This is a genomic window from Indolivaga alginatilytica, assembly GCF_003201355.1.
Lineage (GTDB): Bacteria > Bacteroidota > Bacteroidia > Bacteroidales > Dysgonomonadaceae > Dysgonomonas_A > Dysgonomonas_A alginatilytica.
Genome location: NZ_QICL01000012.1, coordinates 106,148 through 122,196, shown reverse-complemented (window position 1 = coordinate 122,196; position 16,049 = coordinate 106,148). Strand labels below are relative to the sequence as shown.

Below are 16,049 nucleotides of genomic sequence, written 5' to 3'. Positions count from 1 at the left end.
TTTATACCTTTGTTCGTCAAATTGATAATAACACGCGAGTTAAGGTTCTAAAAATCTCTTGTAGTATTACCGGTTTTGATAAATATTTCCAATATCTAAATAGTAAAGAATAAGATGTTAACGATCAAGACAATTAATGATAACCCTGAGGCTGTTATAAAAAAGTTAGCTAAAAAGCATTTTGATGGAAAAGAAATCATCTACAAAGTGTTGGGCGAAGATAAAAGACGTAGAGATATACAAACTGAGTTAGACGGACTTCTTGCGGATGTAAATGCCAAATCGAAAAGCATTGGTGCTTTGATGAAAGAGGGAAAGAAAGACGAAGCCGAAAACCAACGTTCTTTTGTACAAGAGGTTAAAGGTCGTATTCAAGTATTGGAAGCAGATCTTAAAGATGCTGAGATGCAGGTGCAGGAAATGCTTGTACTTATACCTAATCTACCTGCGGATGAAGTTCCGGAGGGTCGGGTTGCAGAAGATAATGTTGAGATTAAAACAGGAGGTGCTATTCCTGATTTGGGAGATGAAGCTCTTCCTCACTGGGACTTGGCAAAAAAATACGATCTGATAGATTTTGAATTGGGAGTAAAGATTGCAGGTGCAGGTTTTCCTGTATATAAAGGAAAAGGTGCCCGTCTGCAAAGAGCGCTTATAAACTTCTTTTTAGATAAAGCACGTGATGCCGGATATATCGAAGTTCAGCCACCATACGTTGTGAATGCAGCTTCGGGTTACGGAACTGGTAATCTTCCCGATAAAGAAGGTCAGATGTATCATGCGACTTTGGACGATTTGTATCTTATACCGACAGCGGAAGTTCCGGTTACAAATATATATCGCGATGTTATTCTGGAAGAAAAAGACCTTCCGGTCAAAAATACAGCCTATTCGGCATGTTTCAGGCGAGAAGCAGGTTCTTATGGAAAGGATGTTCGCGGATTGAACCGTTTACACCAGTTCGATAAAGTAGAGATTGTACGTATAGATACTCCCGAACATTCATATGAATCATTGAAAGAAATGGTAAATCATGTTGAATCGTTGGTTGAGGAATTGGGATTACCGTGGCGTATACTTCGCCTTTGTGGTGGGGATATGAGTTTTACTTCTGCATTGACATTCGATTTCGAAGTATTTTCCGCTGCCCAAAAACGTTGGTTGGAGGTAAGCTCTGTGTCTAATTTCGAAAGCTTTCAGGCCAACCGCCTTAAATGCAGATACCGTACTACAGAATATAAGAAAACCCAACTGGTGCATACCTTAAATGGCAGTGCATTGGCTTTGCCTCGAATTGTAGCGGCTTTGCTCGAGAATAATCAGAAACCGGATGGGATACATATCCCTAAGGCTTTGGTTCCCTATACTGGATTCGATATAATAAATTAAGGTCTCAGACCGTCTTATTGGCTTTTTAGCCCTCTATAAAATATAAATAGGCTAATGAATTTTCGAAAATTAAGTCTGCTAATTCTTTTCTTCTCCTTATTGGGTTTTTATTCTTGTGGTGATGACGAGAATTCGAATCTGGAAGGTCGATGGCAGCTAAACCAAATAGAAACTTCGGATGGAAAGAAGCAGGATGTGGATACCATCTTCTATTCTTTCGACAGAAATGTCTTTCAGTATTTGAAATTGACCTCAGATACTGAAACCTTTATGGGGTTTGGTAATTATAGTGTATCAGGAGGTGAAATAAAAGTCGATCTTATTTGGGATAGTTTCCGTCCTTATGAATGCGATACGTGTTTAGGATGGAATAACCTGTCTCGAAATTTTATTATAAAAAAGAATACCTCATCAGCATTGATATTAGAGTCGGAAGAGGAGATTTTATATTTCAAAAAATATTAAAGTCTCGGGTCTTTTTACTATTTTGATTATTATAGAAGTACTTCTGTTAGATATTACTGTAAAATAGAACTATAAATACTTGAAATTACTTAAAATTAGGCTATAGATACCTTCTGAGGTTAAACTATTTTTAGTATTCATCTGTTATTTGATATAGGAGAAATTATTATCTTTGTAAAAATAACTTTTAACAACGAGATTATGAATAAACTACTGGGATTTGGATTAGCACTGTCATTATTAGTGGCTTTTGGTTCTTGTAAACCAAAACAAAGTGCTTATAAATCTGTATATGAGGCAGCCAAGGAAAGAGAACTTGAAGAAAATAAAGCTCAACCAGCAACGCCGGTTACTAAGCCAGCTTATCCTGCTTACACAGATGCGTCAAACGAAAAAGTAAGAACAGAAAAAATTACACCAGTATATGATACTGACGCTTCGGGACTTAGAGCATATAGTGTGGTTATCGCCTCTTTGAGTGTGAAACCTAATGCTGAAGCATTGAAAGCCAGAATGGAACAAGAAGGTTACAGAATTATCTTAGCCCAAAACGAACAAGGTATGTATCGTGTGATTATAGCAAGCTACGATGATAAAGCTGCTGCTGTAAACGAAAGAAATACTATTCGTGACAAATATTTGGCTAGCGGTTCGAGCGATGTTCTTAGAAGAACATACGGTATACCGTTTGACGATCTTTGGATATTGCAAAGACAATACTAATCAGGTCAAAATATAAAGACTTAATAAATGGCTATTTCTGAAAATGAAATAGCCATTTTTATTTCTGGGGAATGCCAATTATCTCTTGCTGTATCTAATTACTATAATTAGTTGGAGTGGTATATTTACCCAAAGAAATAAAACGGAATGAGAGCTTAAATACTGTAAAATATTTAATGAATTTATTGCTGTATCTTTTAATCATAGCTATCTTTGGTATATCTGTTTACTAAAATAATAAGAGGCATGATGCCTTAATGTAGATTATGCGTGTAAGATTTTTAGGCACAGGAACTTCAACCGGAGTACCCGAAATTGGCTGCCAATGTGATGTATGTAGATCAACTGATAAGCGGAATAATAGATTAAGAGCATCGGTTATTGTTTATATAGAAGGTAAGTCTATACTGATAGATTGCGGTCCCGATTTTAGACAGCAGATGTTGGGGATTAATTTTTTACCCATTGATGCACTTTTAATAACTCATGAACATTACGACCATGTGGGAGGAATTGACGATTTACGTCCCTTTTGCAAATTTGGAGATATTGAGATCTATTTAGAGCAATATGTTTCAGAAGCATTAAAATCAAGAATTCCATATTGTTTTACAGAAGAGAAATATCCGGGTATACCTATAATTGCTTTAAACGAAATAAGTTTAAAGCCTTTTTTTGTAGCAGGAGGGATAGAGGTTATCCCTATCAAACTAATGCATGGTACGCTCCCCATAGTTGGCTATAGGATCGGGAACTTTGCTTACCTTACCGATCTTAAATTTATTCCGGAGGAAGAATATGATAAACTGGAAGGGCTCGACGTTTTAGTAATAAATGCACTTCGTATAAGAGAACATGTATCTCACCAAAATTTGGATCAGGCTTTGGAAAAGATAAAGAGGATAGCTCCCCGTAAAACTTATCTTACTCATATGAATCACCATTTTGGATTACATGCCGAAATGGCGAAAATATTACCCGAAAATGTTTTCTTATCATTTGATGGTTTAGAGTTAGATATATTGTAAAATCGATATAAGTAACACTAATTGTTGAGAACAAGCATATTTAATCGTAACTCGATCGGTTGTATTTACGCTTGTCTAAGTAATAAATAGGTCTGAGACCTGAATAAAGGTATCTTTGTTTATATGAAAAAGTTAGTAATTGTTGGATGTGGACATCTCGCCGAAATAGTTGCGGATGCAGTTGTTAGTGGTTTGTTGGCTGAATATGATTTGGTTGGCGTTTATTCGCGTACAGCTTCAAAGGCTGATCGTATTGTAACTAAGATGCAACAACATGGAAAACCCTGTGTAGCATGTGCAACGTTAGAAGATCTGCTGGCTTTGAAGCCTGATTATTTGGTAGAGTCTGCTTCTCCTGCAGCCATGAAGGCACTTGCTTTACCTACGCTGAAAAATGGAACTTCTATTGTCACCTTATCTATTGGTGCTTTGGCTGATACTGCCTTTTATCAGGAGGTAATGGAAACTGCGAAGGCGCATGGCACACGTGTATACATTGCATCCGGAGCTACGGGTGGTTTCGATGTTTTAAGGACCGCTACTTTAATGGGAAATGCATCAGCCAGATTCTTTAATGAAAAAGGACAGGCTGCCTTGAGGCGATCATCAGTGTATGATCCATCTATGGAAACAGAGAAGCGTGTAGTCTTTTCAGGGACAGCAAGGGAGGCGATAGGAGTCTTTCCTACGGGACTTAATGTTTCGGTTGCAGCTTCGCTGGCTTCTGTTGGTCCCGAAAATATGCAAGTGATTATGCAATCAACTCCCGGTTTTAGAGGAGACACTCAAAGGGTCGAAATTGAGAATGATCAGGTACATGCTGTTATAGATGTGTATAGCGCTACGGCCGAAATTGCAGGATGGTCGGTGGTGAGTACGCTGATTAATATCGTTTCACCTATTGTGTTCTAATAGATTAAGCAGATGTTATAAACGCGCAAAAAAGAAGTTTGTGAAGGTTTGTACATTGTATTGGATAATAAAGAAAAAATGGTAGTATATAAGATACTACCATTTTTTCTTTAGAGAATAGTCCTTATATCGTTTAATGTTTTAACTGTATACGTTGGTGCTATATGGCTTGTATCCTCCATGCTTTTAGGATTAAACCAAATCTGGTCTATACCAATATTCTTTGCTCCTATAATATCGGTATTGATATTGTCCCCGATCATAATACAATCAGTACTTGTAGTATTTGCTTCTTTTAGGGCGTAATTGAAGATCAGGGGATGCGGTTTATTTTTTCCTACATGATCCGAGAGGAATACATCTTTGAAATAAGAATCTAATCCTGCATTTTTTATCTTCTTATCCTGTACTTCCAAAAAACCGTTTGATATTATGTAGAGGTGGTATTTGGGCTGTAAATATTCAAGTATATTTTCAACACCTTCAATAATATTCTTTTTATTGGATACTCTTCCCATAAAATCATTGTTCATTTCCAGAGATTGTTCGGTTGAAATAGACGTGAAATCTCTTAATGATTGTTCGAACCGTCCTTTCTTAAGTTCTTCTTTACTTATTAGATTTTGCTCATACTGATCCCATAAGTGAAGATTAATGCTTTGATATTTTGTATAGAAATCATTAAAACTCGGATAATACTTATCGATGGTGTAATCATTGTAAACTTCTTCCAGTACTTGTTTACTGTTAAGTGCAGTGTCGATAAGTGTATCATCAAGATCAAAAAAAATAGTTGTATATTTCATCTGTTTTAATTGGTAAAAAAATCCGAGACCTTCTAAAATGAAACACTGATAAAGAGATTTCTTTACCAGTGTTTCATTATATATGTAAGAATTAAATTATCAATAATATTTATTGCTATAATTTAAGTTATAACTAATTGGCGTTGTTATTCCTGCCACAGCCATAAAAAGGTCTGAGACCTTTAATCAACCTGTATAATAAGGAATTGACCTAGGCTCCAGAATCTTTTGTAATCGTTAATCTTAATTACTACCTGACTGTTTGCATCTTTAGCAATAGTGTAGCTGTCTTTAGGTTGATCAGATAATACTTTTGCTTTCTTAGCATATACAGGAATTTCTTTTACATCGCGAATGTCAATCTTGATGAAAGTTGATTTGTCGATAGACTCTTTCAAAATTTTAGGAGAAGAGATAAAGCCGCCTGTAACTACTTTGGCTTCTTTAAGCTCTTTAGATGTACCGAAGATATAATAACCGGTATTCAAAGCCTTCTCTTGTTCTTTTATTTTGTTAGATTGCTCTACATTTTTGTTAGAAAGATCTTCAACATTGGTATTCAATTTTTCAACTTCACCTGTTAATGATGCAATTTGAGCATCTCTTACAGTAAGAGCTTCTCTAAGTTCTGTGATAGCAGCACTTCTTTGTTCAAGTTCGGCAGTAAGTCTTTCTACTGTTTGCTTAAGTTGTGCCGACTGTCCTCCAGCATTCTTAAGTTTCTTATTAAGGGTTTCTATGTCTGCCTTATTTTTCTTTAGAATTTCATTAATCATTTGGAAATTGTCGGTGATACGGGATTTGGTATCAGAAGACATTTCACCCTTTGACTTAGATTCTATCGTTAGATATTTCTCGGCTTCTTTAATTTGAGCGAAGTTTTCTTCCACTTGATTGATCATAGCCATTAAATCGGATACATCTGATTGCCCCTTAGACGAGACTTGTAATAAAGAATCTCTCTCAGCTTGCAATGCTTTATATTCGTCAGAGTTCTTTACATTACATGATGCTAACATGCCAAGGCACAGACATCCTAAAATTACTTTTTTCATAATTATCTACTTTTTACTTTTTCCTATTTAACACTAAACCCTCTTGTTTAGTTTTGCTTCAATTCATCAAATTTAATTCTTTTCTTAAATAAATAGCTTATTTTTAGAGTTTATTCATTTTTTGAAGCAATAATTATCACAAATTCACCTCTTGGAGCCTTTGTCGTAAAATGCAAAATAAGCTCAGCAAGGGTACCACGTAGAGTTTCTTCGTGCATTTTAGATATCTCTCTACAAGTTGCGGCTTGTCTGTCTTCTCCCATGTATTCTGCTAATTGCGTTAGCGTTTTCAATACGCGATGAGGCGATTCATATAAAACTATAGTAGTCGGTATTTCTGCAAGTTCTTTAAATCGGGTCATTCGTCCTTTCTTTTGAGGAAGAAAACCTTCGAAGTAAAATTTATCACAAGGAATTCCCGATGAAACTAATGCCGGAATTAATGCTGTAGCTCCCGGAAGGCATTCTATTTCGATACCTGCTTTTATGCATTCTCTACCGATAAGAAAACCCGGATCGGAAATACCCGGAGTTCCGGCATCCGAAACGAGACCTATATTTTCTCCTGCACTCAGTCGGTCTATAATATGAGATATAGTTTTATGTTCGTTGAATTTATGGTACGACTGCATCTTATTTTGAATCTCAAAATGCTTCAGCAGAAAACCTGTTGTACGCGTATCTTCTGCAAGGATAAGATCCACCTCTTTGAGCAGTCTTATTGCTCTGATAGTCATATCTTCCAGATTTCCGACAGGAGTCGGTATAATATATAGTTTGCCTAGTGACATATTTTTTTAAGCTGTTTTTATGTGTTCGGTTTTCTTATATTTAAAGACAATGCTAAATACAACGGCAAGAACTAAAGCATAGGCTGCAAAGCTAAACCAAATACTCGGCCAGTCTTTTATACCATCGCTTGAAGTGAACAGGTCTACAACGTATCCGCTACCCATTGTTCCAACAATAGTACCGATTCCGTTGGTCATAAGTATAAATAAACCTTGAGCACTTGCTCTGAATGACGGGTTTGTTTCTGTCTCCACAAAAAGAGATCCCGATACATTGAAAAAGTCGAAAGCCATTCCGTATACCACCATCGATAACATGATGAATACAATGCCGCTATCAGGGTTTCCGATGCCAAACAAGGCAAAGCGCAATACCCAGGCTAGCATACTGATGAGCATTACATTCTTGATACCGTAACGTTTCATGAAGAAAGGTATTGCCAGAATAAATAAAGCCTCTGATATTTGTGATAACGAAGTCAAAATGCCCGGATGCTGAACGGCAAAAGAGTCTTTATATTCTTCAGTAAGAGCAAAGTCATTTAAGAATTGTTGTCCGAAAAGGTTGGTGATTTGCAGTGCAGCACCTAGTAACATGGAAAAGATGAAAAATATAGCCATCTTCTTTTCTTTGAAAAGTACGAAAGCATCTAGTCCGAAGGTTGAAACCCAAGAAGAGTTTTTAGTTGCATGAGTCGGAGGACATTTTGGTAATGTAAAAGCATATAAACCTAATATCAACGCAGCGGCAGCTCCTAAGTATAGTTGATTGGCGCTGGCAGTCCATTTCATTATATCAACCATCCACATGGCTACAATAAATCCTACTGTACCCCAAACTCTAACAGGTGGGTAATGTTTTACGATATCGAAGTTTGATCGTTCCATTGCATTGTAAGCAATAGTATTGGTCAAGCCCAGTGTAGGCATATAACACATAGTAACGAGCAGCATAATAAAATAAACCTGACTATATTCTGTAACATGCGGTAGATAAAAAAGTAGTGCAGCACCTAACAGATGACAAATTGCATATACACGTTCGGCATTGAGGAATCTGTCGGCAATAATACCAAGCAGAGCAGGCATTATAAGTGCAGAAATACCCATGGTTGCAAAAATACCTCCGATTTCTACGGCATTGAAATGAAGTGTTACGGAAAGATATACCCCGAGAGAAGTAAGCCATGTACCCCATAAAAAGAATTGTAGGAAATTCATTATTATAAGGCGATACTTAAGGTTTAAAGAACTGCTCATCTGTAATTAGTTATTTATATGATTTATTAGCCAAAGATAATATAAATATGTTTTTTCTTTTGTAGAAATTCGAGAGTTTAAGTGTTATAAGTGGTAGTAAATATTTATTGTTACATTTTACAACTATAACTATCTCCTGTTTTTATATTTACCAAAGTAACAAATAGGTCTGAGACCTTAGATTACCTGTTTTTCTATAATTTCTAAAGAAAAGAACATTATTTGTTCAATGATAGATAGATTAGGGTGGGGAAGTGGTCGCTATACCCATTTAAGAAAGTATTTCCCGAGAAAGTACGCAATGGGTATCCTTTATATTTTCCCGATTTCTGGAAAAGAAAATCCTTATTGAATACTTCAGCTTTCTCAAAATTCAATTTGCTTTTTCCTTTACTTAACAGGCTCTGAGAAATTATAATTTGATCGAACAAATTCCATTGGTCTTTATAGCATAAAGTACCTGTACCACTTTCGTGTATTTTCCACATGGTATTATATAGTTCGCCTTTCTGCACCTCTTCCTGATTCTTTTTAGCATTAAGTACTATTCGGGTACTCTTGTCTTTAGGGTCATCATTCATATCACCCATAATGACAATGCCTGCTGTAGGAGTGGCTTTGTAAATAGAATCGCTGATATGTTTGCAGATAGCAGCAGCACGTTCTCTGAGAGGTGAGGAGTTATCTCCCCGGCGCGAAGGCCAGTGATTAACCAAAACATTAAGAGGTTGTCCTGCTAATAACCCACTAACAACAAGAATGTCTCGGGTTCTTATGTCATTTGCTCCCGGAAGTGTGAAGGGATAAATTTTGTATGAGGTTACTTTGAATAACGATGGGTTGTAAATAAGTCCTACATCAATACCGCGTGCATCGGGTGAGTCTTGGTGTACAATCTTATATTTACGACTTGCTAAATCTCCTGTACTGATAAGGTCTTCTATTACTTTTCTATTTTCAACTTCAGCCACACCTATTATGACAGCGCCCGAAGGATTTGTTTCTTTGCCGAGTAAATCAATTACATATGCTAAGTTTTTGAGTTTCTTCTTATATTTATCATCTGTCCAAGCATTACGTCCCGAAGGTGTAAAATCTTCATCTTCAATATTGGTATCTCTTTTTGTATCAAATAAATTCTCTACATTATAGAATGCAATCGGATATATCTCCTTTTGGTTTTGAGCAAAGCCCGCTAATGATAATAAGGCTAAGCAGATCAATAAATATTTCTTCATAAATGATATTATAAGGTCTCAGACCTATTTGTTACTTTGGTAAGTGTAATATAGAAATATAGTTGTTATGGTAATAAAAAAAACAGCGATCTAAGGACGTGTAAATTTAGTAATAAAAAAAAGACTACTTATGAAATTAGTTCATAAATAGTCTTTCTGTATATAGGGTGTTTGATATCATCCAAACATAGGAACAATTCGTTTTATTCCTGCAATGAGTTGATCTATTTCATCCTTTGTATTATAAAATGCAAAAGATGCTCTAACTGTTCCTTCAATACCAAGTTCTTCCATCAATGGTTGAGCGCAATGGTGCCCTGTACGTACGGCAATACCCATTCTGTCTAGTAACATACCCATATCGTAATGATGGATATTCTTTACAAGAAATGATACTGCACTACTTTTGTGGTCGGATGTTCCGAAAATACGCATACCGTCTATCTTCATCAACTCCGAAGTACAATACTCCAAAAGCTCATCTTCATAGGCACGAATATTGGATAGTCCTATTGAACTGACATAGTCTAGCGCAGTTCCTAGGGCTATGAAATCTACATAATTGGGAGTACCTGCTTCAAACTTAAAAGGAAGTTCGTTGAATGTGGTTTTCTTAAATGAAACCGAACCAATCATTTCCCCTCCTCCTTGATATGGAGGCATCTTGTTCAGTAGGTCTTCTTTCCCATATAAAATACCTGTTCCCGTAGGACCATATATTTTGTGTCCAGAGAAAACCAATAGGTCACAGTCCAATTTTTGCACATCTATATCGATATGCTGTATGGATTGAGCAGCATCTACTAAAACAGGAATGTTTTGTTTATGTGCGATCTCTATGATTTTTTCAATCGGATTTATTGTTCCCAGAACATTAGATACGTGCATTACTGAGATCAGACGAGTCTTAGGTGTAATCAGTTTCTCAAGTTCTTCAAGAATAAGTTCTCCCTTTTCGTTGATAGGGATTACTTTAAGCTTTACACCTGTAATGCTTTCTTGTATTTGCCAAGGTACAATATTGGAATGGTGCTCCATGGCAGAAACAATAATCTCATCACCTTCTTTGCAAAACTCACGGCAAAAACTAGAGGCAACCAAATTTATACTTTCGGTTGTTCCTTTCGTAAATATTACTTCGTGAGCATGTTTTGCATTGATAAACTGCTGAACTTTTTTGCGGGCATTCTCTGTTAGTTCGGTAGCTTCCTGACTAAGATGGTGTACTCCTCTGTGAATATTTGCATTTACAGAACCATATATTTCACTTATCTTGTCTATTACACATTTGGGCTTTTGTGTAGTAGCTCCATTATCCAGATAAATAAGAGGTTTCCCATATACTTGAGTTTCAAGTATAGGGAAATCAGCTCGTATTTTATTTATATCTAAGGTCATAGACCTATTTGTTTTTTGTAAGTAATTAAATCTATATTGTTCTATTTCTGATTATAACTGTCTCCGGTTATAATACTTGCCAAAGCAATAAAAAGGTCTGAGGCCTTATTTACATATAGCGCAATCACCACATCTGGCTTCTTCTCCACGGAAGCGTTTCTCTACCAATTCTTCAAGACGGTCTCTTAGTACGTCAATATGAATAAGCTTAAGCACATCCGCGGTAAATGCTTGCATAAGCAGCAATTTTGCATCCTCTTTGGCTATACCTCTTGCACGCAAGTAGAAAAGAGCATCCTCGTCCAGTTGTCCGGTAGTTAAACCGTGAGAACATTTCACGTCATCAGCATAAATTTCAAGCTGAGGTTTTGAATACATACGGGCATCAGGCGAAGCACAAAGATTGTTATTTGTCTGATACGCCATTGTTTTTTGTGCATCCTGCTCTACAAGAATACGTCCGCAGAAAGAACCTACGGCATGCTCCTGTAATACATATTTAAATAGCTGAGTACTTTGACAATGAGGTTTTGCATGATCCAGAAATGCAAAGTTATCAACGTGCTGTACTTTATCGGCAATAATAACACCTGCAATAGTTGCTTCGGCGTTTTCCCCGTTAAGTTTCACATGGTAATTATTACGTGTAAAACCACAGTTCAGTGTAATATTATTAACTAAGACGGTTGATGATTTATCTTGATGAACGTAGGTTGAAGCCAATCGGGTTACTTGGTTAGAGTTTTCCTCCAGTTCGTAAAACTCGATGTGCGCATTTTCTCCGGCAAATATTTCTGTAACCTGAGTCGCCAGAAATTTATGGCTGTCAACAGTGTGGTCGCAAGCCAATAGTTTTACCTGAGAGTTCTTTCCTGCAATAATAAGTAGACGTCTGTTTACCAGAAAATCGACATTTGCAGTTAGTATATTTATTAATTGCAGAGGCTGTTCAATTACGATGTTATCAGGAATGTATATTACAAATCCATCTTGTACAAACATAGTATTGAAAGCAGCTATAGTATTGTTTTCTAATTGAGCTGCTTTGCCATAATATTTTGATGCTATATCAGCATGTTGTTCTGCAAAATCGTTTAGGCTTCCGATAAATACACCCTTTGGGAAATCAGTTTTTGGCTGATGCTCTTTGTGGAATGTATCATTCATTAAAAAGAATAAATTAGTCGAAAGTTCGGGTACATTGCATTTATACGCGTTGTATGGATTTGTTTGAGCAGATAATCTACTTAGATTAAATCCATAATCGGGAATAAATTCCTTTACAACATCCGAATATTGATAATCTTCAAGGCTACGATCGGGAAAACCGAGCGTCTTGAAAATTTCAAAAGCCTTATTCCTTTCATCGTTCAGAACCTTTGTCGATTTGCTGTCGATAAGGCTTCTGTGTTCGGTGAATAAGTCTATATATTGAGTTTCTATCATTGAATTCTGTATATTTTACTGTAAAACATTGTTTCTGTACTTTTAGTATCGCAGGAGATAAACCTTATTCCTGCACCAAAGCAACAGATAGGTTTATGACCTTAATCTTGAAAATCTTTAATAATCCAATCGTATCCTTTTTCTTCCAATTCAAGAGCCAATTCAGGTCCTGCACTTTTTACGATTTGTCCTTTGTATAATACATGTACAAAGTCTGGTTTGATATACTCTAAAAGACGTTGGTAGTGAGTAATAACAATCGTAGCATTGTCTTTACGTCTCAACTTGTTAACGCCTGCTGCAACAATACGAAGAGCATCAATATCCAAGCCTGAATCTGTTTCGTCCAGAATAGCTAATTTAGGATCAAGCATAGCCATTTGAAAAATCTCGTTGCGTTTTTTTTCACCACCAGAGAAACCTTCGTTAACCGAACGGCTTGCCAGAGTGCTGTCGAGATCAACTAACTCGCGTTTTTCTTTCATCAGTTTTAAAAAATCCGATGCTGCGATAGGATCGAGTCCTTTGTGCTTGCGAGTCTCATTCACAGCAGCACGCATAAAGTTTACCATACTTACTCCCGGTATTTCTACAGGATATTGGAAACTAAGGAATAAACCTTCGCATGCTCTTTCTTCGGGAGCAAGTTCCAATAAATCTTTGCCTTCGAAAGTAACTTCACCTTCTGTTACCTCGAAATTGGGATTACCTACAAGTACCGATGCTAATGTGCTTTTACCGGCTCCGTTAGGACCCATAATTGCATGTATCTCTCCGTTATTAACTTCAAGATCTAGTCCTCTTAATATTTCTTTGCCATCAATGTTGGCATGCAAGTTTTTTATGCTTAATAAATTCGCCATTATTTTGTTTAAAATAAAATAATTAAATAATATAGTGATAAGTCTTTTAATAATCGCTTATTCAGCTTATTAATAACTTTATTACTCGTTGTTTTTCTAAATTGTTATTATATTCACTAATATAGCCGGGGCTATATATTTCAATACAATGAACAATAGTTGTAAGAAATTGTTTACTTCTTTTTGGCTATATATGATCTAAAAAATCTATAAAGATTATATATCTGCCTCAATAGATATCGGACAGTGATCGGAATAGCATACTTCGTTGTGAATGGTTGCGCTTTTAACTCTTTCTCTTGCTTCGCTCGAAATCATATGATAGTCTATTCTCCATCCCAAGTTCTTAGGTTTGGCACCGGCTCTGTAGCTCCACCACGTGTATTTCTCTCCACTTTGATCGTATTCCCTGAATGTATCTACCATGCCTGTTCCTACAAACTGATCGAACCACTCTCTTTCTTCGGGTAAAAACCCAGACGAAGTTAAGTGTTTTTCGGGATGATTTATATCAATAGGCTTATGACAGATATTATAATCGCCACAAATCAATATTTCTTTACGTTCTTTTCTTAATTCTTGGATGTATTCTGAGAAGTCTGCCAGAAATTCCATTTTGAAAACCTGACGAAGTCCTCCGGTAGTTCCCGAAGGGATGTATACACATATTATGGTTACGTTGCCATAGTCGACACGTATTACACGACCTTCTTTGTCGTATTTTTCGATACCCATTCCGATTTTTACAAAATCGGGCTGGATTTTAGTTATAATTCCGACTCCGCTATAGCCTTTTTTTTCTGCCGGATGAAAATAACAATATTCGTATCCCAGAGATTTTAAGGTTATAAGATCTATTTGGTCTTCTTGTGCTTTAAGTTCTTGAAAGCATACTAAATCAGGGTTTTCCTTACTTAGCCATTCGGCTAGTCCTTTATTGAATGCAGCACGTATACCATTAACGTTATATGAGACAATTTTCATTATTAGGAAATTAAAAAGGCGATGAATATTTTAGCTATTCATCATTCGTCATTTATTATTTATTTCGTCCATTTCAATTGCTTTGACCTTTTTGAATAGGTCAGATGCAAAGACGAAATCGTTAAGAGCTTCATTTTTTGTTGTTAATATCTGCTTGTTAGTACCCTCCCATTCCAGATTACCTTCTTGGATAAAGAATATCTTATCTCCGATATTCATCACCGAGTTCATATCATGTGTATTGATGATAGTGGTAATTTTATATTCTTTGGTAATATCGCTTATCAGTTCATCGATAACCAGAGATGTTTGAGGATCAAGTCCTGAGTTGGGTTCATCACAAAATAAGTATTTTGGATTTAATGAGATAGCTCTTGCGATAGCTGCACGCTTCATCATACCTCCACTTATTTCAGAGGGGTATAAATGACCTGCATCCGATAAGTTTACACGATCGAGACAGGATGTTGCACGTTTTATCTTTTCACTTTTAGATAGTGATGAAAACATATCCAATGGAAAATACACATTTTCGAATACGGTCATTGCATCAAATAAAGCCGATCCTTGAAAGATCATACCCATCTCCTGACGCAAGGCTTTCATCTGATACGAAGATAATTTTGTCAAATCCCTGTTATCGTATAAGATGCTGCCTTTAGTGGGTCTCATTAATCCGATCAGGTTTTTAAGTAAAACGGTTTTTCCTGAGCCGCTTCGACCTATGATCAGATTGGTTTTGCCTTCTTCGAAAATCATGCTTATACCTTTAAGCACTTCCCTGCCTTCGAATGATTTTACTAAATCCTTAACTTCTATCATCCCATCATCAAATCAGTGATTAATAAATCGGAAATCAAGATCAAAATACTGCTCACTACAACAGCATTTGTGCTTGCTTTCCCTACATCAAGCGAACCTCCTTTGGCAAAATACCCGTAATAGGCTGCTATGGAGGAAATCAGAAAGGCGAAAAATATTGTTTTTACTATGGCGTACCATATGTAATATGTTTTGAAAAAGGATTGTAATCCGAATTCGAAATCGGCAACAGGTACGGCATTGGTAAAATAACAGACACCAAATCCTCCTACGATACCAAAAAACATACTTAGTATAACTAATACCGGTACGAAAGTCATCAGACCCACAACTTTAGGTAAGATGAGATAATTTGCAGAGTTTACTCCCATTATTTCGAGGGCATCTATCTGTTCGGTAACACGCATGGTTCCAATCTCGGAAGATATATTCGACCCGACCTTTCCTGCCAGAATAAGGCACATAATAGATGATGAAAACTCAAGCAAAATGATTTCACGCGAGGTATATCCTACGGTATATCTGGGTAAAAGCGGATTGTTGATATTAAGTGCAATTTGTATAACTATTACAGCACCGATAAAAAACGAGATGATGATAACGATACTTATCGAATCTACTCCAAGTTTACTTATCTCTTTTGAAAGCTGTTGAAGAAATATTCTCCATTTTTGGGGTCTTGTTAAGACTTTGCGCATTAGCATCGCATATTGTCCCAATTTTTCTAATGAACCTATTAATAGCATACCTTTAAAATTAACTTTTTAAGTCCTGTGAAATATCTAAGATTTGTAACCTTAAGGTCTTAGACCTTTTTATTGCTTTGGTAAGCATAACAGAAATAGCCTGTTATAATCAGAAAGTATATC

The 16,049-nt window shown here is 36.3% G+C and carries 16 protein-coding genes; 5 read left to right on the top strand and 11 right to left on the bottom strand.

Annotated elements, in window-relative coordinates; translation table 11 throughout:
* The first annotated feature begins 114 nt into the window (after positions 1-114).
* From serS to CLV62_RS10920, 5 genes are all read left to right on the top strand, one after another.
* Positions 115-1,389 (top strand): serine--tRNA ligase, encoded by a 1,275-nt coding sequence (gene serS / locus CLV62_RS10940; protein WP_110310820.1) that lies wholly within the window; start codon positions 115-117, stop codon positions 1,387-1,389.
* Between the two features lie 54 nt (positions 1,390-1,443).
* On the top strand, positions 1,444-1,854 hold the full coding sequence (locus tag CLV62_RS10935; RefSeq protein ID WP_110310819.1) for a lipocalin-like domain-containing protein: 411 nt from the start codon (positions 1,444-1,446) through the stop codon (positions 1,852-1,854).
* Positions 1,855-2,055: 201 nt separating this feature from the next.
* Positions 2,056-2,577 (top strand): SPOR domain-containing protein, encoded by a 522-nt coding sequence (locus CLV62_RS10930; protein WP_110310818.1) that lies wholly within the window; start codon positions 2,056-2,058, stop codon positions 2,575-2,577.
* 266 nt (positions 2,578-2,843) lie between these two features.
* Positions 2,844-3,605, top strand: a complete 762-nt coding sequence (locus CLV62_RS10925; RefSeq protein ID WP_110310817.1) for an MBL fold metallo-hydrolase — start codon at positions 2,844-2,846, stop codon at positions 3,603-3,605.
* 123 nt (positions 3,606-3,728) lie between these two features.
* A complete protein-coding gene (locus CLV62_RS10920; protein WP_110310816.1) occupies positions 3,729-4,517 on the top strand; it encodes an aspartate dehydrogenase domain-containing protein in 789 nt (262 codons plus the stop codon).
* Between the two features lie 110 nt (positions 4,518-4,627).
* On the opposite strand, the gene CLV62_RS10915 is transcribed toward CLV62_RS10920, so the two are convergent.
* From CLV62_RS10915 to CLV62_RS10865, 11 genes are all read right to left on the bottom strand, one after another.
* Entirely contained in the window at positions 4,628-5,323 is a 696-nt protein-coding gene (locus CLV62_RS10915; RefSeq protein WP_110310815.1) for a YjjG family noncanonical pyrimidine nucleotidase, read from the bottom strand.
* 182 nt (positions 5,324-5,505) lie between these two features.
* Entirely contained in the window at positions 5,506-6,378 is an 873-nt protein-coding gene (locus tag CLV62_RS10910; protein ID WP_110310814.1) for a Cbp1 family collagen-binding glycoprotein adhesin, read from the bottom strand.
* 110 nt (positions 6,379-6,488) lie between these two features.
* Positions 6,489-7,169: a 16S rRNA (cytidine(1402)-2'-O)-methyltransferase gene (gene rsmI, locus CLV62_RS10905; protein WP_110310813.1), complete on the bottom strand. Its 681-nt coding sequence runs from the start codon at positions 7,167-7,169 to the stop codon at positions 6,489-6,491.
* Between the two features lie 6 nt (positions 7,170-7,175).
* Positions 7,176-8,429 carry a nucleoside permease gene (locus tag CLV62_RS10900; RefSeq protein WP_110310812.1) on the bottom strand — a complete coding sequence of 418 codons (1,254 nt, stop codon included), beginning with the start codon at positions 8,427-8,429 and terminating at the stop codon, positions 7,176-7,178.
* A 218-nt stretch (positions 8,430-8,647) separates the two neighbouring features.
* A complete protein-coding gene (locus CLV62_RS10895; protein WP_110310811.1) occupies positions 8,648-9,667 on the bottom strand; it encodes an endonuclease/exonuclease/phosphatase family protein in 1,020 nt (339 codons plus the stop codon).
* 177 nt (positions 9,668-9,844) lie between these two features.
* A complete protein-coding gene (locus CLV62_RS10890) occupies positions 9,845-11,065 on the bottom strand; it encodes an aminotransferase class V-fold PLP-dependent enzyme (RefSeq protein ID WP_110310810.1) in 1,221 nt (406 codons plus the stop codon).
* A gap of 105 nt (positions 11,066-11,170) precedes the next feature.
* Complete coding sequence (gene sufD / locus CLV62_RS10885; RefSeq protein WP_110310809.1) at positions 11,171-12,511, bottom strand: Fe-S cluster assembly protein SufD; 1,341 nt, start codon at positions 12,509-12,511, stop codon at positions 11,171-11,173.
* 101 nt (positions 12,512-12,612) lie between these two features.
* The gene (gene sufC / locus CLV62_RS10880; protein WP_110310808.1) at positions 12,613-13,374 is read right to left on the bottom strand and encodes a Fe-S cluster assembly ATPase SufC; all 762 of its coding nucleotides are present in this window, start codon (positions 13,372-13,374) and stop codon (positions 12,613-12,615) included.
* A gap of 216 nt (positions 13,375-13,590) precedes the next feature.
* Positions 13,591-14,358 carry an exodeoxyribonuclease III gene (locus CLV62_RS10875; RefSeq protein WP_110310807.1) on the bottom strand — a complete coding sequence of 256 codons (768 nt, stop codon included), beginning with the start codon at positions 14,356-14,358 and terminating at the stop codon, positions 13,591-13,593.
* A gap of 48 nt (positions 14,359-14,406) precedes the next feature.
* Positions 14,407-15,180 (bottom strand): ABC transporter ATP-binding protein, encoded by a 774-nt coding sequence (locus tag CLV62_RS10870; protein ID WP_110310806.1) that lies wholly within the window; start codon positions 15,178-15,180, stop codon positions 14,407-14,409.
* Complete coding sequence (locus tag CLV62_RS10865; protein ID WP_110310805.1) at positions 15,177-15,926, bottom strand: MlaE family ABC transporter permease; 750 nt, start codon at positions 15,924-15,926, stop codon at positions 15,177-15,179. The genes CLV62_RS10870 and CLV62_RS10865 overlap by 4 nt, the downstream gene beginning before the upstream one ends.
* Positions 15,927-16,049 lie beyond the last annotated feature (123 nt).